We start from the raw sequence: 17,031 nt of genomic DNA, 5'->3' as shown, positions 1-17,031 counted from the left end.
GCAACAAGGCGCGCGCGATCGCCGCGGCGAAGGCGGCCGGTCTGCCGGTGCTGGCGTCGTCGGAGCCGTCCGCCGATGTGGACGAGTTGCTGGCCGCGGCCGAGACCATGCAGTTCCCGCTGTTCGTGAAGGCCGTCGCAGGCGGCGGTGGCCGCGGCATGCGCCGCGTCGCCGAGCGGGCGCAGCTCAAGGAGTCCATCGAGGCCGCCGCCCGTGAGGCCGAATCGGCGTTCGGCGACCCGACGGTGTTCCTCGAGCAGGCCGTCGTCGACCCGCGGCACATCGAGGTCCAGATCCTGGCCGACGGTCAGGGCAACGTCATCCACCTGTTCGAGCGGGACTGCTCGCTGCAGCGCCGCCACCAGAAGGTCATCGAACTCGCGCCGGCCCCGAACCTTCCGGAAGAGCTGCGGGCGAAGATCTGCGCCGACGCCGTCGCGTTCGCGAAGGAGATCAACTACTCCTGTGCGGGCACCGTCGAGTTCCTCCTCGACACCCGCGGCAACCACGTGTTCATCGAGATGAACCCGCGTATCCAGGTCGAGCACACCGTCACCGAAGAGGTCACCGACGTCGACCTCGTGCAGTCGCAGCTGCGGATCGCGTCGGGGGAGACCCTCGCCGATCTCGGCCTGAGTCAGGACAAGATCACGCTGCGCGGTGCGGCGTTGCAGTGCCGCATCACCACCGAGGACCCGGCCAACGGGTTCCGTCCGGACACCGGGCGGATCACCGCGTACCGCACACCGGGCGGCGCGGGCATCCGCCTCGACGGCGGTGCCACCCTCGGCGCCGAGGTGGGCGCGTACTTCGACTCGATGCTCGTCAAGCTCACCTGCCGAGGCCGCAACCTCGAAACCGCCGTCGCCCGGGCTCGCCGCGCGGTCACCGAGTTCCGCATCCGCGGCGTGTCGACGAACATCCCGTTCCTGCAGGCCGTGCTCGACGACCCCGATTTCAAGGCGGGACGGGTCACCACCTCGTTCATCGAGGAGCGCCCGGAGCTGCTCACGCTGCGCAGCTCCGCAGACCGCGGCACCAAGATCCTGTCCTATCTTGCCGACGTGACGGTCAACAAGCCGCACGGCGAGCGGCCGTCGGCGGTGTACCCGCGCGACAAGCTCCCCCAGATCGACCTGTCCGCCCCGCCGCAGGACGGCAGCCGCCAGAAGCTCCTCGCCCTCGGGCCGGAGGGATTCGCCAAGGCACTGCGGGAGCAGAAGGCACTCGCGGTCACCGAGACCACGTTCCGCGACGCCCACCAGTCGCTGCTCGCGACCCGCGTGCGCACCAGCGGTCTGCTCGACGTCGCCGGACACGTCGCCCGGCTGACCCCGGAACTGCTCTCGATCGAGGCGTGGGGCGGTGCCACCTACGACGTGGCGCTGCGCTTCCTGCACGAGGACCCCTGGTACCGGCTGTCGGCGCTGCGTGAGGCCGTGCCCAACATCTGCCTGCAGATGCTGCTGCGCGGCCGGAACACCGTCGGGTACACCCCGTACCCGGAGAAGGTGACGCGGGCATTCGTCGAGGAGGCCACGAACAGCGGCATCGACATCTTCCGCATCTTCGACGCCCTCAACAACGTCGACCAGATGCGGCCGGCCATCGACGCCGTCCGGGAGACCGGCACCTCGGTCGCCGAGGTCGCCCTCTCCTACACCGGCGACCTGTCCAACCCGAACGAGAAGCTGTACACCCTCGACTACTACCTGCGCCTGGCGGAGGAGATCGTCGAGGCCGGTGCGCACATCATCGCGATCAAGGACATGGCCGGACTGCTCCGCGCCCCGGCCGCCACCACCCTGGTGACCGCGCTGCGGAAGAACTTCGACCTGCCCGTGCACGTGCACACCCACGACACCCCGGGCGGACAGCTCGCGACGTACCTGGCCGCGTGGCAGGCCGGCGCGGACGCCGTCGACGGCGCGTCGGCCGCGATGGCCGGCACCACCAGCCAGCCGGCGTTGTCGGCGATCGTGGCCGCGGCGGCGCACTCGGAGCACGACACCGGCCTGGACCTGCAGGCCGTGTGCGACCTCGAGCCGTACTGGGAGGCGCTCCGCAAGGTCTACGCCCCGTTCGAGTCCGGGCTGCCCGCCCCCACCGGGCGCGTCTACACGCACGAGATCCCGGGCGGTCAGCTGTCGAACCTGCGCACGCAGGCCGTGGCCCTCGGGCTCGGCGACAAGTTCGAGGAGGTCGAGGCCAAGTACGCGGCCGCCGACCGGATGCTCGGGCGCCTCGTGAAGGTCACCCCGTCGTCGAAGGTGGTCGGCGATCTCGCCCTGCACCTCGTCGGCTCCGGTGCCTCCACCGAGGAGTTCAAGGAGAACCCCGCGAAGTTCGACCTCCCCGACTCGGTGGTCGGATTCCTGCGCGGCGAACTGGGCACCCCGCCCGGCGGCTGGCCGGAACCGTTCCGCACCCGGGCGCTCGAGGGCCGTGGCGACGCCAAGCCCGAGGTGCCGCTGTCGGAAGAGGACGAGAAGGCCCTCGCGGGCACGTCCGAGGAGCGCCGTGCGACGCTGAACCGGCTGCTGTTCCCCGGCCCGACGAAGGAATTCCTCGAGCACCGGGAAAAGTACGGCGACACCTCGCAGCTGTCGGCGAACCAGTTCTTCTACGGCCTGCGCCGCGGCGACGAGCACCGGGTCCGCCTCGCGCAGGGTGTCGAGCTGCTCATCGGGCTGGAGGCCATCTCCGAACCGGACGAGCGTGGATACCGCACCGTCATGGCCATCCTCAACGGGCAGTTGCGTCCGGTGTCGGTGCGTGACCGGTCGATCTCCAGTGAGATCCCCGCTGCGGAGAAGGCCGACAAGAACAACCCCGGCCACGTGCCGGCGCCGTTCGCCGGTGTGGTGACCCTCGCCGTCACCGAGGGCCAGCATGTCGCGGCCGGCGACACGATCGCCACCATCGAGGCCATGAAGATGGAAGCGGCCATCACCGCACCCCGCGGTGGCACCGTCTCCCGGCTGGCCATCGGTTCGGTCCAGCAGGTGGAGGGCGGCGACCTCCTCGCCGTCGTGGCGACGGGGGAGTCCGCGAGCGAGTGACTCGGATCATCGCGGGACTCGCGGGCGGTCGACGCCTGCGAGTCCCGCCGAGCGGGACCCGGCCCACCTCGGACCGGGTCCGCGAGGCATTGTTCAGCGCCCTGCACAGCAGGATGGACCTCGAGGGCGCGTCCGTCCTCGATCTCTACGCGGGATCGGGGGCGCTCGGCCTCGAGGCGCTGTCCCGGGGTGCGGATCGTGTGGTGCTCGTCGAGTCCGACTCGAAGGCGGCGGGCATCATCAAACACAACGTGACGACGGTCGGCCTGCCCGGCGCGGAAGTCCGCGGCGCCCCGGTGGCCGCGGTGCTCGCGGGCACCGCCGACCGGCCGTACGACCTGGTGATGGCCGACCCGCCGTACGCAGTCGACGATGCGGCGGTGCAGACGGTCCTCGGCCACCTGCGGGCCAACGGCTGGGTCGGCGACGGCTCGATCGTGGTGCTCGAACGGTCGTCGAGGTCGCCGGAGACGGCCTGGCCCGACGGCTTCGCGCCCGTCAAGGCGAAGAAGTACGGTGAGGCGAGAATCGAGTTGGCGACCTGCTACGGTCTGGACTCATGACTGGCGCTGTCTGCCCCGGATCCTTCGACCCTGTGACCAATGGCCACCTTGACGTGATCGGCAGAGCTGCCGCGCAGTTCGACGAGGTCATCGTGACGGTCATGGTCAACAAGAACAAGCGTGGCCTCTTCACGGTCGAGGAACGCATCGAGATGCTCGAAGACTCGACCGCCGATCTGCCCAACGTGCGGGTCTCCTCCTGGCACGGCCTGCTGGTGGATTACGCCAAGCAGCAAGGGATCACGGCGATCGTCAAGGGCCTGCGCGGTGCCAACGACTTCGACTACGAGCTGCAGATGGCGCAGATGAACCAGAAGCTCAGTGGTGTCGACACGCTCTTCATCCCGACCAACCCCACCTACAGCTACCTGTCGAGTTCGCTCGTGAAGGAAGTGGCCACATTCGGTGGCGACGTCTCCGACATGCTCCCGGAGAAGGTGCACGCCCGCCTTCTCGCGCGGATCGCCGAGCGCGCCGCCGAGAGCAGCTGATACCCGACACACCGGCTGCCAGGACCCACCCGCGGCGTCCGGTCGTGCAGACTTGCACGAGGAAGGCTGCGCCGACCTGCTGAGGGTCACGGACGATTGGGGTTGCTTGTGTACCGGGTTTTCGAGGCGCTCGACGAACTGGTCGCGATTGTCGAAGAGGCACGCGGCGTACCGATGACCGCCGGCTGCGTGGTTCCCCGCGGCGACGTCCTCGAACTGCTCGACGACGTGCGCGATGCGATTCCCGGTGAACTCGACGACGCCCAGGACGTCCTGGACCACAAGGACAAACTGGTGGGGGACGCCCGCGCGAACGCGGAGAAGACCGTCTCCAGCGCCAACGCCGAGGCGAACTCCACGATCGAGAACGCCCGCGACGACGCCGACCGCATCCTGGCGGACGCGAAGGCGCAGGCCGACCGGATGGTGGCCGAGGCCCGCGCGCACGCCGAGCAGTTGGTCACCGACGCACGCGCCGAGGCCGAGTCCTCCGTCGCCGAAGGCCGGCGCGAGTACGACCAGCTCACGGGTCGGGCGCGGTCCGAGGCCGATCGCATGATCGAGTCGGGCAAGGCGTCCTACGAGCGGTCCGTCGCGGACGGCACCGCCGAGCAGGCGCGGCTCGTCTCGCAGACGGAGGTCGTCCAGGCCGCGCACGCCGAATCGGCCCGGGTGATCGACTCCGCGCACGCCGAATCGGATCGTCTGCGCTCGGACTGCGACCTGTACGTCGACACGAAGCTCGCGGAGTTCGAGGACTTCCTCAACGGCACCGTCCGGTCCGTGGGGCGGGGGCGTCAGCAGTTGCGGACGGGTTCGGGTGTTCCCGACTACGCCTCCGACTACGACGTCGACGACCGCCGCGCCGAGCGTCGCCGCTGAGCGGCGGAACGCTCGATCGAATTTGGCTCCACCGCCCTCATTGCGTATTGTGGAGTGGTTGCCCTTTGTCGTTTTCCTTTTCTCGAAAGTGAAGCCTGTTGTCATCCCATCGCCACAGCTCATCGCGTTCCCGTCGGGACGCGGACTTCGTGCTGGACACGGTCAAACTCGGCCGTCGTCCCGGTTCGATGCGCACCGTGGAACGGGTGGTGACGGCGCCACAGCGCATCGGTCTCGACCTGATCGCCATCGAGGAAGGATCGGAGATCGATCTGGATCTCCGGTTGGAGGCCGTATCCGAGGGGGTCCTGGTCACCGGTTCGTTGCGAGCCGACACCGTCGGGGAGTGCTCGAGATGTCTCGAGCCGTTCTCCGGCACGGTGGACCTGACCCTCACGGAACTGTTCGCGTACCCGGACAGCACCACGGAAGAGACCACGGAGGAGGGGGAGGTCTATCACGTCGTCGACGACGAGATCGACCTCGAACCCGTCGTGATCGACGCCGTCGGCCTCGCACTGCCATTGCAGCCGCTCTGCAGTGACGACTGCCAAGGATTGTGCCCAGAATGTGGCGTTCGCCTGGCGATTGCCGAATCTGGCCACGGGCATGACATACTTGATCCTCGCTGGGCTGGTCTTGCAGCCAAATTTGGCGTGGATTCGGAACCCAGCAAGAATCTTGTGAACAACGAAGCCGAGGAGAAGTAGAAGTGGCTGTCCCCAAGCGCAGAATGTCGCGATCCAACACGAGGTCGCGTCGCAGCCAGTGGAAGACCACTGTGCCTACCCTCGTCACCTGCCCCAACCGTGGCTGCGGCGAGAAGACGCTGCCCCACGTCGCGTGCCCGTCGTGCGGCACATACAAGGGCCGCCAGGTCACTGCCGCCGTCTAGTTCTCCACGGAGAGGCGTTGTGACGAGCGACATCAGTAATACACCCGCCGGCGGCGAGGAGGATCATGCTTCCCTCCTCGCCGCCCTCGGCGTAGAAATCGAGCCTTCACTGCTCACCCTGGCGCTGACGCACCGCTCGTACGCGTACGAGAACGGTGGCCTGCCCACCAACGAGCGTCTCGAGTTTCTCGGTGACTCCGTACTCGGGGTCACCGTCACGGAGAAGCTCTACCTCGCGCACCCCGACAAGTCCGAGGGCGACCTCGCGAAGATCCGGGCGAGCATCGTGAACATGCACGCGCTCGCGGAAGTGGCGCGCAGCCTCGGTGAGGGCGGACTCGGTGCCCATCTCCTGCTCGGGAAGGGCGAGGAGATGACCGGCGGCCGCGACAAGCCGAGCATCCTCGCCGACGGCATGGAGTCGATTCTCGGCGCCATCCACCTCGAGCACGGAATCGAGACGGCGCGACGCGTCGTCCTCGATCTCTTCAGCGACCTCCTCCAGCGAGCCCCCCGCCTCGGCGCGGGACTGGACTGGAAGACGAGCCTGCAGGAGCTGACCGCGGAGCGTGGCGTCGGTGTTCCGGCGTACGAGATCACCGCGACCGGCCCCGATCACGACAAGGAGTTCACCGCCACCGTGATCGTCGGCGGCAAACCTCTCGGCGTCGGTATCGGCCGCTCCAAGAAAGAGGCCGAGCAGAAGGCCGCGAGCACGGCGTGGAACGCGTTGTCCGACGCGGGCCCCGACGTAGCGGCCGACGACGTCAGTGCCTGAACTACCCGAAGTCGAGGTGGTCCGGCGCGGACTCGAACGCCACATCGTGGGGGCGTCGATCGATTCCGTGGACATCCTGCATCCGCGGGCGATCCGACGTCACCTGCCCGGTGCCGCGGACCTCTCCGGCCAGCTCACCGGCGAACGTATCGCGGGCGCCGACCGCCGCGGAAAGTACCTGTGGCTGGTCCTCGAACCCAGCACGGTCGCACTCGTGGTCCATCTCGGTATGAGTGGTCAAATGCTCGTGCAGCCACCGGAATTGCCGACCGAGAAGCATCTGCGCATCCGGGCCCGGCTCGATTCCGGTCTCGACCTCCGGTTCGTGGACCAGCGGACGTTCGGGGGCTGGGCGCTCGCGCCCCTCGTCGAGGTCGACGGCTCGCTCGTGCCGGACTCGGTGGCGCACATCGCCCGCGATCCACTGGATCCGCGTTTCGATCTGGCGGCCACCGTGAAGGTGGTGCGCGGCAAGCACACCGAGATCAAACGCGTGCTGCTGGACCAGACCGTCGTCTCCGGCATCGGCAACATCTACGCGGACGAGGCGTTGTGGCGCGCACAGATCCACGGAAACCGGCTCACCGACAGGCTGACCGGTCCCCGGATTCGTGCGGTGCTCACCGCCGCCCAGCAGGTGATGCGCGAGGCACTCACCCAGGGCGGCACGTCCTTCGACGCGTTGTACGTGAACGTCAACGGCGAGTCGGGCTACTTCGATCGCTCCCTGTCCGCCTACGGTCAGGAGGATCGCCCGTGCCCGCGCTGCGGCACCGCGATCCGGCGGGAGAAGTTCATGAACCGCTCGTCGTTCAGTTGCCCGAAGTGCCAGCCGGCGCCGCGGAGAAGCCCGGCGAGATGACCCGGGTGAGGTCGGCGGACCCGTCGGCGATCCTGCCGTCGGCGTCGTGGCGCGGCGTCGCCTTGGCGTCGAAGTAGTCGCCGCCCTTGCGTTTCACGTCGTCGGTTCCCCACTCGCGGTGGCGAGGAACCGGTGCCATCCTCGGAATGTGCTTGCGGCAGTGGATGTATGCCTCCTCCACGTCCACCACCACCCAGCGTTCGGGGATCCGCCCGCCGGAGTGGTCCACCGGCAGGTCAGCGATCTCGGAGCGGAGGGCCTCGTCGTCGACGATCCGGGCCGAACCGTTCACGTGCAGTCCGATGAGGTCCTGCACGAAGTCCACGAGAATGATTCCGACGTGCGGGTTTTCCAGGATGTTGCCGAGGCTCGCCATGACGCCGTTGCCGCGGTACTCCGGGTACGCGAGGGTCTTCGAGTCGATGACGTGCATGAATCCCGGTGTCCCGGCGCGCAGGCTGTTGTCGCACTCGCCGGACGCGTCGGCGGTGGCGATGAACGCGATCTCCTGGCGTCCGACGAACTCGATCATCGTCGGATTGAGATGGTCCAGCATCTGATCCGAGTAGAACTTGGCGGCACGATCCCCGGTGCCGAACTCGGATTGAAGTCGGCGTTCTCCCGCACTTCCGATCTGGCCCATCTGCATTCCCCGCTACGTCTCGGCGTCGTTGGTCGGTTCACCCTACGGCCCACCGGTTCCCGCTGCTGAGAATCGGCGTTCACAAATCGGTGGAAACCGGTGCCGCCCACCCGCCTACCTGGCGTTGCGGCCATCGGTGGCAGGATTGAGCGCATGGCAGAACAGACTTCCGACACGACGGCGCCCACCACACTGTGGGTCGAGCGAACGGGCACCCGGCTGTACACCGGCCGCAGCTCCCGCGGCGCCGAGGTCCTGATCGGCTCGGAGAGCGTGGAGGGCGTGTTCACCCCGGGGGAGCTCCTGAAGATCGCACTCGCCGCGTGCAGCGGAATGAGCTCGGACTTCCCGCTGTCGCGGCGCCTGGGCGACAACTACGAGGCCACCATCCGGGTGTCCGGCGCCGCCGACCGGGAGAACGAGGTGTACCCGCAGCTCGACGAGGTGCTCGAACTCGATCTCAGCGAGCTCGACGCCGACGCGCAGCAGCGGCTGGTCACGCTCGTGGAACGGTCGGTCGACAAGGTGTGCACCGTCGGGCGGACGCTGAAGGCCGGGACGAAAGTGACGTTGACCGTCGAGAAGGAACAATGATGCGGCGCGAGCTCGCCGCACTCGCGGGCGGGTCGGCGCTCTGCGCCGGTCTGCTCGTGGTCGCGCCGGCCGCGGCCGGGCCCGCGTTCTCGCCCCCCGGCGGCGCTTGCACCCCGTGGTCGGTGTCGGAGGTGACGTCCGGCGCGGGCGTGCTCGAGAACCTGGCCTTCGACGGCGCGGGCACCATGCTGGTGTCGCGGACGGGCCTGGTGGGCGGCGGAGCCCTGGACGGGGTCAGTCCCGACGGCACCGTCACCCCGATCGTGCCCGAGGTCGAATCGCCGGGTGGGATCGCCGTGGACGGTGCCGACGCGTACTTCGCCACGGGCAACTCCTTCGCCTCGGGAGTCACGGGCTCGGCGACCGGCACCGTCGACGTCGTGAACCTCGACACCGGGGACACGAGCACCGTGGCCGAGGGGCTGGTCATGCCGAACGGACTCGTCCGGCTGAGCAACGGCGACATCCTCACCGCGCGGAATCTCGGCTCCGGCGCCGGACTGACCCGCGTCCCGGCCGACGAGCCTCACACACCGGAGGTCGTGCGCACCGATCTGGGAACGGTCGACGGACTCGCCGTGCACGACGGCGCCGTGTACACGGTCACGACGTTCGACACCACCACCACGCTGCGGATCCTCCGCGAGGACGACCTGCGCGGTCCCGTCGTGTCCGTCGAGTTGCCCGGCTCCGGGCCACTCAACGCGGCCGACGACCTCACCGTCGGACCGGACGGCATCGTGTACGTCGCCTACAACGGTGGCGGCAAGGTGGTCCGGGTCGATCCGGCGACGGGGGAGAGCTGCGCCCTGGCGTCCGGACTGCCGCTCGTGTCCTCGGTGCGCTTCGGCGCAGGACCGGGCTGGGACCCGGACGCGCTCTACGCCACCAGCTTCACCGGGAAGATCTACAAGCTCGAACGGTCGTGACGGACATGGAGAGAATGACCGCATGGGTGCACGGGTACGTGCAGGGCGTCGGATTCCGGTGGTGGACCCGCGCCCGCGCACTCGAACTCGGCCTCGTCGGATACGCCGCCAACCAGAAGGACGGCCGGGTACTCGTCATCGCCGAGGGCCCCCGGGACAAGCTGGACACCCTGCTGACGCTGTTGCGGTCGGGAGACACGCCGGGCGCGGTGGATCTCGTCGTGGAGCAATGGGATTCCCCCCGCGGCGACCTCACCGGGTTCGTCGAACGGTGAACCGAAGGTAAAGTTCTCCGTCATGCATCTGAAGAGTCTGACGCTGAAGGGATTCAAATCCTTTGCGTCCACAACGACTCTGCGATTCGAGCCGGGAATCACCTGTGTCGTAGGGCCCAACGGGTCGGGCAAGTCCAACGTCGTCGACGCACTCACCTGGGTGATGGGTGAGCAGGGGGCGAAGGCGCTGCGCGGCGGCAAGATGGAAGACGTCATCTTCGCCGGCACCGCCGGGCGGGCGCCCCTCGGGCGCGCCGAGGTGACGCTGACCATCGACAACTCCGACGGCGCCCTGCCGATCGACTACTCCGAGGTGTCGATCACCCGGCGCATGTTCCGCGACGGCGCCGGCGAATACGAGATCAACGGCAGCTCGTGCCGGCTGATGGACGTGCAGGAACTGCTCAGCGACTCCGGTATCGGCCGGGAGATGCACGTGATCGTCGGGCAGGGCCGCCTCGCCGCCATCCTCGAATCGCGTCCGGAAGACCGGCGCGCATTCATCGAAGAGGCAGCCGGGGTGCTCAAGCACCGCAAGCGCAAGGAAAAAGCGGTCCGCAAACTCGACGCGATGCAGGCCAACCTGGCGCGCCTGAACGACCTCACGGCGGAACTGCGGCGCCAGCTCAAACCACTCGGGCGGCAGGCCGAGGTGGCCCGTCGCGCGCAGACCGTGCAGGCCGACCTCCGCGACGCGAAGCTGCGACTCGCCGCCGACGATCTGGTGTCGCGGCGTGAGGAGCTGGCCGACCAGGCGCAGGACGAGAAGGCCGCCCGCGAGCAGCACGACCACGTCACCGCGGCGCTCGACGAGGCCAACCTCGAGCTGGGACGGCACGAGCAGGAATTGTCGAGGCTCACACCGGGTGCCGAAGCGGCGGCGCAGACGTGGTTCCAGCTGTCGGCGCTCGCGGAACGCGTCAACGCGACCATCCGCATCGCCCGTGAACGGGCGCGCCACCTCGACTCCGAGCCGTCCGCGAACCGCGGTCAGGATCCGGACGAGATGGAGGCCCGCGCCGACCGGATCGCCGCGGAGGAACGGGAACTCGTCGAAGCCGTCGAGATGGCACGTGCGGCGCTGGACGCGGCCAAGGAGCAACTGGCGCTGGGGGAAGAGACGGCCGCCGAGGCCGAACGGGCCCACATGGCGGCGGTACGGGCGATCGCCGACCGCCGAGAAGGCCTGGCCCGGCTGTCCGGGCAGGTCGACACGCTGCGCACCCGCGCCGACTCCGTCGACGCCGAAGTGTCCCGGCTCACCGTCGCGATCGACGAGGCCCGGCAGCGCGGCGACGCCGCACAATCCGAGTTCGAGGTCGTCCAGGACGAGATCGGCGACCTCGACGCCGGTGAACTCGGGCTCGACTCCCACCACGAGCGTGCCGTCGAGGCGCTTCGTCTGATCTCCGAACGCGTCACCGAACTCCAGTCCGAAGAACGCGCCGCAGGGCAGGAAGTGGCGTCGCTGCGCGCCCGGATCGACGCCTTGTCGATGGGCCTCGAACGCAAGGACGGCGCCGGCTGGCTCGTCGAGAACCGGGGTGAGCACGGCATCCGGGGACCGATCGGTACCCTCATCACCGTCGAAAAGGGCTACGAGGGCGCCGTCGCGGCGGCGATGGGGCCCGCCGCGGACGCCGTCGTCGCCGACTCCCTCGACGCCGCCCGCGGCGCGGTCGCTGCGCTGAAGGAAACGGACAGCGGCCGGGCGTCCCTGGTCATCGGCACCGATCAGACCGTCCCGGGCGGCGGGCACCTGGATTCCGGCGCCCGGTGGGCCGTCGACGTCATCGACTGCCCCGCCGAACTCCGGACCGGGCTCGCGGCGCTCCTGGGCGGAGTGGTCGTCGTCGACTCCCTCGACGACGCCGTCGAACACGTCCGGCGCAGGCCCGACGTGCGCGCCGTCACCCGCGACGGTGATCTCCTCGGGGCGGGCTGGATGAGCGGCGGCTCGGACCGCCAGCCGAGCACCCTCGAGGTCCAGGCCGCCATCGACAACTCGGTGCAGGATCTTGCCCGCGCCGAACGTCGCGCCGAGGAACTGTCCGCGGCACTGTCCGGCGCCGTTGCGGAACAGGCCGACCGACAGGAGAACGCGGAACAGGCACTGGCCGCGCTGAACGAGTCCGACGCCGCGATGTCGGCCATCTACGAACGCCTCGGCCGCCTCGGCCAGGCCGCCCGCGCCGCGCACGCCGAATCCGATCGGCTCATGGCGCAGCGGGACAAGGCCGAGAGCGGTCGCGAGGACACACTCACCGCGCTGGCCGAACTCGAGGAACGGCTGCGGATGGCGGAACAGGACGCCTCGCCCGCCGGCGCCGACACGGGTGGGTCCGATTCGACGAGCATCGATCGCGAGACGGCGGCCGCGGCCCTCGCGGAAGTGCGGGCCGTGGAGGTCGAAGCCCGGCTGACCGTGCGCACAGCCGAGGAACGGGCCGAGTCGGTGCGCGGCAAGGCCGATTCGCTGCGCCGCGCCGCCCAGGTGGAACGCGACGCGCGCGCCCGGGCCGAACGCGCGATGAAGGCCCGGCAGAACGCGGCCGCCGTCGCGGCGGCCGTCGCCGAGTCCGGGCAGCGGGTCGCCGAGCACCTCGGAGAGGTCGTCGACTCCGCGATGGCGCACCGGGACGAACTCGCCCGGGCCCGCACCGAGCGGACGACCCAACTCGAACAGGTGAAGGAAAGGGTGCGTCAGCTCACCGGACAGCTGGCGTCGCTCACCGACGCCGTGCACCGCGACGAGGTGGCCCGCGCCCAGGCCGCACTGCGCATCGAACAACTCGAGGAGGCGATCCTCGACCAGCACGGGATCGGCCTGGACGATCTGATCGCCGAATACGGTCCCGATGTCGCGCTGCCGCCGTCCGCACTCGAGATGGAGGAGTACGAGCAGGCGAAGGAACGCGGCGAACAGGTCACGATGCCCGCACCGGTTCCGTACGACCGGACCACGCAGGAACGTCGCGCGAAACGTGCCGAGAAGGACTTGGCGACGCTCGGCAAGGTCAACCCGCTGGCGCTCGAGGAGTTCGCCGCGCTCGAGGAACGCTACAACTTTCTCTCCACACAACTCGAGGACGTGAAGACCGCCCGCAAGGACCTTCTCGGTGTCGTCGCCGACGTCGACGCCCGCATCCTGCAGGTGTTCACCGAGGCCTACGCGGACGTCGAACGCGAATTCGTGCAGGTCTTCGCGAAACTGTTCCCCGGTGGCGAGGGCAGGCTGGTGCTCACCGATCCGTCCGACATGCTGACGACCGGCATCGAGGTGGAGGCCCGGCCGCCCGGCAAGAAGGTCAAGCGGCTGTCGTTGCTGTCCGGTGGTGAGAAGTCGCTCACGGCCGTGGCGATGCTCGTGGCGATCTTCCGGGCCAGGCCGTCCCCCTTCTACGTGATGGACGAGGTGGAGGCCGCGCTGGACGACACGAACCTGCGCCGCCTCATCGGGTTGTTCGAGCAGTTGCGGGAGAAGTCGCAGCTGATCGTCATCACCCACCAGAAGCCGACGATGGAGGTGGCCGACGCGCTGTACGGCGTCAGCATGCGCGGCGACGGCATCACCACCGTCATCTCCCAGCGGCTCCGTGGCCAGGACATGGTGGCCGCAGACGCCTGATTCCGGCACCGACGGGGACCCTGCGCCCGGCGAGGCAGTGCGCGAGGGAATCCGGAGCCTGAAACAATGGGCGGCGTGACTACCGGAGCTTGGATTGCCATCGCGGCCGCACTGGCCCTACTTCTCGTCGTTCTCGTCGTCGGGTCCCTGCTGTATCGGCGTCGCCGGATCTCCCTGAAGGCGCCGGACACCCCGCAGGTCACCACGGCGGAGAAGGACCGTTCGGGCAGTTATCGTGCCGACGGCGGGTTCAACTTCAGCCAGGGGTCGACGGCGACGGCGCCGCCCCGGGAAGTGGTGCCGGAGCCGGTGCTGCCCACACCGGTGCCCGAACCCGCTATCACGCCGGAACCGGAGGTCGTGGCGCCTCCGGAGCCGGAGAAGGCCACCGCCCCCGAGAAGGCACCCGAGAAGGCGCCGGAGAAGCCGGTGGCCCCGCCGGAGCCGGTCACCTACGAACCGGTCGTCGCCCCGGAGGTCGAACCGGAACCCGAGGTCGCGCCCGCACCCGAGCCCGAACCGGCTCCCGCCGCACCCGCACTCGACGTCATCGCGCCCACCGAAGGCCGCCTCGACCGTCTGCGTGGGCGCCTGTCCCGGTCCCAGTCCGCGGTGGGCAAGAGCCTGCTCGGACTGCTCGGCGGCGGCGACCTCGACGAGGACTCCTGGGAAGAGGTGGAGGACACGCTCCTCATCGCCGACCTCGGCTCGGCGACGACCACGAAGATCGTCACGTCCCTGCGTGCGCAGATGGCGTCGCGCAGTGTCCGCACCGAGGCCGACGCGCGCGCGCTGCTGCGCGAGGTCCTGGTCGCCGAACTCCGTCCGGAACTCGACCGCTCCATCCGCGCCCTTCCGCACGACGACCACCCGGCGGTCCTGCTCGTCGTCGGGGTGAACGGCACCGGCAAGACCACCACCACGGGCAAGCTCGCGCGTGTTCTCGTGGCCGACGGCAGGCGCGTCCTGCTGGGCGCCGCCGACACGTTCCGTGCGGCCGCCGCGGACCAGTTGCAGACGTGGGCCGAACGGGTCGGCGCCGAGGTGGTGCGCGGAAAGGAAGCCGCCGATCCGGCGGCCGTCGCGTTCGACGCGGTGTCCAAGGGGATCGACAACGGCGTCGACGTCGTCCTGATCGACACCGCGGGCAGGCTGCACACCAAGACGGGCCTCATGGACGAGCTCGGCAAGGTCAAGCGGGTCATCGAGAAGAAGGCGTCGGTCGACGACGTCCTCCTGGTCCTCGACGCGACCATCGGGCAGAACGGCCTGGCGCAGGCGCGGGTGTTCGCCGAGGTCGTCGACATCACCGGTGTGGTGCTCACCAAACTCGACGGCACCGCCAAGGGCGGCATCGTGTTCCAGGTTCAGCACGAACTCGGCGTTCCCGTGAAGCTCGTCGGACTCGGTGAGGGCGCCGACGATCTGGCCCCGTTCGAGCCGGGCGCCTTCGTCGACGCGCTGCTCGGCTGAGAGGCCACGAGGCCGGCCGTCTCGGGGTCCCGGACGGCTCCGGGGAGCTGAAACCGACCGCAAATCGCCTGGCGAAACGTACACGCAACAAAATAGGCCGATGCGTTCACGCGCGCGAAACAGTGCAGTGGCACAGCCGAAACACCGCAACGCGAATCTACTTCCTGACGACGTGCAGACCAGCGCGCGACTAGGAGGTAGTAAGTGAGTCCCGACGAAGTGTTGGCAAACTCCGGCAACGCCGCATGGATGCTGATGTCAGCATCCCTGGTTCTACTGATGACGCCCGGCCTGGCGTTCTTCTACGGCGGCATGTCCAGGTCGAAGTCCGTGCTGAACATGATGATGATGTCGTTCGGCGCCATGGCGGTCATCGCGGTGATCTACGTGCTCTGGGGTTGGTCGATGTCCTACGGGACCGACGACATCGGGGGCATCTTCGCGAACCCGTTCGAGTTCTTCGGCCTGAAGGACAGCATCACCGATGCCGACGGCAACTTCATCGCAGGCGCATTCGGCTACCCCAACGTGATCGACATCGCCTTCCAGGTGACGTTCGCGATCATCACGACCGCGCTGATCAGCGGTGCCCTGGCCGAGCGCGTCAAGTTCGGCACGTGGCTGCTGTTCTCCGGCGTGTGGGTCACCATCGTGTACTTCCCGCTCGCTCACATGGTGTGGGGTGGCGGTCTGCTGTCCGGTTCGGAGAACGGACTGGCGGCGAAGATCTTCGGAACCACCGACGACGGCGAGGGTGGACTGGTCGCCTCCGTGGCCCCCATTGACTTCGCCGGTGGCACCGTCGTCCACATCAACGCCGGTATCGCCGCGTTCGTCCTCGCCGTGATCATCGGCAAGCGCGCCGGATTCGGCAAGACCGCGTTCCGCCCGCACAACCTGCCGTTCGTCATGCTCGGTGCCGCTCTGCTGTGGTTCGGCTGGTTCGGCTTCAACGCGGGCTCCGCTTTCGCCGCCGACGGCAACGCCGGACTCGCCTGGGTCAACACGACGTCTGCCACCGCCGCCGCAATCCTGGGCTGGCTCCTGACGGAACGCATCCGTGACGGTCACGCCACCAGCCTCGGCGCCGCCTCCGGTGCGGTCGCGGGCCTCGTCGCCATCACCCCCGCCGCCGGTGCCCTCAGCCCGGTCGGCTCGCTGGTCCTCGGCGCGATCGCCGGCATCCTGTCTGCGCTGGCCGTGGGCCTGAAGTTCAAGTTCGGCTACGACGACTCGCTCGACGTCGTCGGTGTGCACCTCGTCTCCGGCCTCTGGGGCACCGTGGCCATCGGATTCTTCGGAACGTCGACCGGTTTGTTCTACGGTGGTGACTACAAGCAGTTGGTTGTCCAGATCGTGATCGCGCTGTCCGCACTCGTGTTCACCGGCATCCTGACCGCTGTCATCGCGTTCGCTCTCAAGCCGCTCGGCTGGAGGGTGTCCGCCGAGGAAGAGGCTCAGGGCATCGACGAGGGCGAACATGCGGAGACCGCCTACGACTTCGCCTGATCGGCTAGTGATAAGAGTGAACATCGAGTACCGAAGCGCTTTGGAAGGGACAACGAAATGAAGCTGATCACGGCAATTGTCAAGCCGTTCACTCTCGAGGACGTCAAGACGGGACTCGAGCAGGCGGGCGTCCTGGGCATGACCGTCAGCGAGGTCCAGGGGTACGGCCGCCAGAAGGGGCACACCGAGGTCTACCGCGGAGCCGAGTACTCGGTCGATTTCGTACCGAAGGTCCGGGTCGAGGTCGTCGTCGACGACGCTGCCGTGGACAAGGTCGTCGAGGTGATCGTCGAGGCCGCACGCACCGGCAAGATCGGTGACGGCAAGGTGTGGGTGTCGCCGGTCGAGTCGGTCATCCGGGTGCGCACCGGGGAACGCGGCGCGGATGCGCTCTGACCCCAACGGGTCCGGTAAGACCGGCCCTGGTTCCGTCGCCAAGGCGACGGA

At 68.7% G+C, this 17,031-nt stretch carries 16 protein-coding genes; 15 read left to right on the top strand and 1 reads right to left on the bottom strand.

All coding sequences use genetic code 11. From position 1 onward, the window contains the following. From ACFTZB_RS29150 to mutM, 8 genes are all read left to right on the top strand, one after another. On the top strand, positions 1-3,062 hold a 3,062-nt coding region (locus tag ACFTZB_RS29150; protein ID WP_378436615.1), incomplete at its 5' end, for a pyruvate carboxylase. Continuing rightward, positions 3,059-3,625 carry a 16S rRNA (guanine(966)-N(2))-methyltransferase RsmD gene (gene rsmD / locus ACFTZB_RS29145; RefSeq protein ID WP_378436614.1) on the top strand — a complete coding sequence of 189 codons (567 nt, stop codon included), beginning with the start codon at positions 3,059-3,061 and terminating at the stop codon, positions 3,623-3,625. The genes ACFTZB_RS29150 and rsmD, both read left to right, overlap by 4 nt. Continuing rightward, entirely contained in the window at positions 3,622-4,116 is a 495-nt protein-coding gene (coaD, locus tag ACFTZB_RS29140; protein ID WP_378436611.1) for a pantetheine-phosphate adenylyltransferase, read from the top strand. The genes rsmD and coaD overlap by 4 nt, the downstream gene beginning before the upstream one ends. A gap of 108 nt (positions 4,117-4,224) precedes the next feature. Beyond that, positions 4,225-4,998 (top strand): DivIVA domain-containing protein, encoded by a 774-nt coding sequence (locus ACFTZB_RS29135; protein WP_378436619.1) that lies wholly within the window; start codon positions 4,225-4,227, stop codon positions 4,996-4,998. 149 nt (positions 4,999-5,147) lie between these two features. After that, positions 5,148-5,708 (top strand): DUF177 domain-containing protein, encoded by a 561-nt coding sequence (locus ACFTZB_RS29130; RefSeq protein ID WP_276139348.1) that lies wholly within the window; start codon positions 5,148-5,150, stop codon positions 5,706-5,708. A gap of 2 nt (positions 5,709-5,710) precedes the next feature. After that, on the top strand, positions 5,711-5,893 hold the full coding sequence (gene rpmF, locus ACFTZB_RS29125; RefSeq protein WP_005240446.1) for a 50S ribosomal protein L32: 183 nt from the start codon (positions 5,711-5,713) through the stop codon (positions 5,891-5,893). 19 nt (positions 5,894-5,912) lie between these two features. Further along, positions 5,913-6,671, top strand: a complete 759-nt coding sequence (gene rnc / locus ACFTZB_RS29120) for a ribonuclease III (protein WP_073359140.1) — start codon at positions 5,913-5,915, stop codon at positions 6,669-6,671. Beyond that, positions 6,664-7,533 (top strand): bifunctional DNA-formamidopyrimidine glycosylase/DNA-(apurinic or apyrimidinic site) lyase, encoded by an 870-nt coding sequence (gene mutM, locus ACFTZB_RS29115; RefSeq protein ID WP_378436609.1) that lies wholly within the window; start codon positions 6,664-6,666, stop codon positions 7,531-7,533. The genes rnc and mutM overlap by 8 nt, the downstream gene beginning before the upstream one ends. Here the strand turns inward: mutM and ACFTZB_RS29110 are convergent. Next, a complete protein-coding gene (locus tag ACFTZB_RS29110; protein ID WP_378436607.1) occupies positions 7,484-8,182 on the bottom strand; it encodes a pyridoxamine 5'-phosphate oxidase family protein in 699 nt (232 codons plus the stop codon). The two genes, mutM and ACFTZB_RS29110, sit on opposite strands and share 50 nt — an antisense overlap. Before the next feature lie 147 nt (positions 8,183-8,329). On the opposite strand from ACFTZB_RS29110, the gene ACFTZB_RS29105 reads away from it, so the two are divergent. The 7 genes from ACFTZB_RS29105 (at position 8,330) to ACFTZB_RS29075 (ending at position 16,980) form a co-directional block, all read left to right on the top strand. Beyond that, positions 8,330-8,770 carry an OsmC family protein gene (locus tag ACFTZB_RS29105; RefSeq protein ID WP_378436605.1) on the top strand — a complete coding sequence of 147 codons (441 nt, stop codon included), beginning with the start codon at positions 8,330-8,332 and terminating at the stop codon, positions 8,768-8,770. Then, on the top strand, positions 8,770-9,699 hold the full coding sequence (locus tag ACFTZB_RS29100; protein WP_378436603.1) for a hypothetical protein: 930 nt from the start codon (positions 8,770-8,772) through the stop codon (positions 9,697-9,699). Before ACFTZB_RS29105 ends, ACFTZB_RS29100 begins: the two co-directional genes overlap by 1 nt. Before the next feature lie 5 nt (positions 9,700-9,704). Continuing rightward, entirely contained in the window at positions 9,705-9,974 is a 270-nt protein-coding gene (locus ACFTZB_RS29095) for an acylphosphatase (protein WP_255314957.1), read from the top strand. A gap of 22 nt (positions 9,975-9,996) precedes the next feature. Next, positions 9,997-13,602, top strand: a complete 3,606-nt coding sequence (smc, locus tag ACFTZB_RS29090) for a chromosome segregation protein SMC (protein ID WP_378436600.1) — start codon at positions 9,997-9,999, stop codon at positions 13,600-13,602. Between the two features lie 66 nt (positions 13,603-13,668). Then, positions 13,669-15,075, top strand: coding sequence for a signal recognition particle-docking protein FtsY (ftsY, locus tag ACFTZB_RS29085; RefSeq protein ID WP_378436598.1), 1,407 nt, complete (start codon positions 13,669-13,671; stop codon positions 15,073-15,075). Positions 15,076-15,324: 249 nt separating this feature from the next. After that, complete coding sequence (locus ACFTZB_RS29080; RefSeq protein WP_378436616.1) at positions 15,325-16,584, top strand: ammonium transporter; 1,260 nt, start codon at positions 15,325-15,327, stop codon at positions 16,582-16,584. Between the two features lie 57 nt (positions 16,585-16,641). Beyond that, positions 16,642-16,980 carry a P-II family nitrogen regulator gene (locus tag ACFTZB_RS29075; RefSeq protein ID WP_005240467.1) on the top strand — a complete coding sequence of 113 codons (339 nt, stop codon included), beginning with the start codon at positions 16,642-16,644 and terminating at the stop codon, positions 16,978-16,980. Positions 16,981-17,031: the final 51 nt, after the last annotated feature.

It is taken from the genome of Rhodococcus sp. NPDC057014 (assembly GCF_042673295.1).
GTDB lineage: Bacteria > Actinomycetota > Actinomycetes > Mycobacteriales > Mycobacteriaceae > Rhodococcus_F.
This window is presented reverse-complemented; position numbering and strand designations above follow the sequence as displayed.

Bases quoted from the DNA above. Each gene is read 5' to 3' on its own strand.
- ACFTZB_RS29100 (WP_378436603.1), top strand. From the start codon at position 8,770: ATGCGGCGCGAGCTCGCCGCACTCGCGGGCGGGTCGGCGCTCTGCGCC.
- ACFTZB_RS29105 (WP_378436605.1), top strand. From the start codon at position 8,330: ATGGCAGAACAGACTTCCGACACGACGGCGCCCACCACACTGTGGGTC.
- ACFTZB_RS29110 (WP_378436607.1), bottom strand. From the start codon at position 8,182: ATGCAGATGGGCCAGATCGGAAGTGCGGGAGAACGCCGACTTCAATCC.
- ACFTZB_RS29080 (WP_378436616.1), top strand. From the start codon at position 15,325: ATGCTGATGTCAGCATCCCTGGTTCTACTGATGACGCCCGGCCTGGCG.
- smc (WP_378436600.1), top strand. From the start codon at position 9,997: ATGCATCTGAAGAGTCTGACGCTGAAGGGATTCAAATCCTTTGCGTCC.
- coaD (WP_378436611.1), top strand. From the start codon at position 3,622: ATGACTGGCGCTGTCTGCCCCGGATCCTTCGACCCTGTGACCAATGGC.
- ftsY (WP_378436598.1), top strand. From the start codon at position 13,669: ATGGGCGGCGTGACTACCGGAGCTTGGATTGCCATCGCGGCCGCACTG.
- ACFTZB_RS29095 (WP_255314957.1), top strand. From the start codon at position 9,705: ATGGAGAGAATGACCGCATGGGTGCACGGGTACGTGCAGGGCGTCGGA.
- ACFTZB_RS29075 (WP_005240467.1), top strand. From the start codon at position 16,642: ATGAAGCTGATCACGGCAATTGTCAAGCCGTTCACTCTCGAGGACGTC.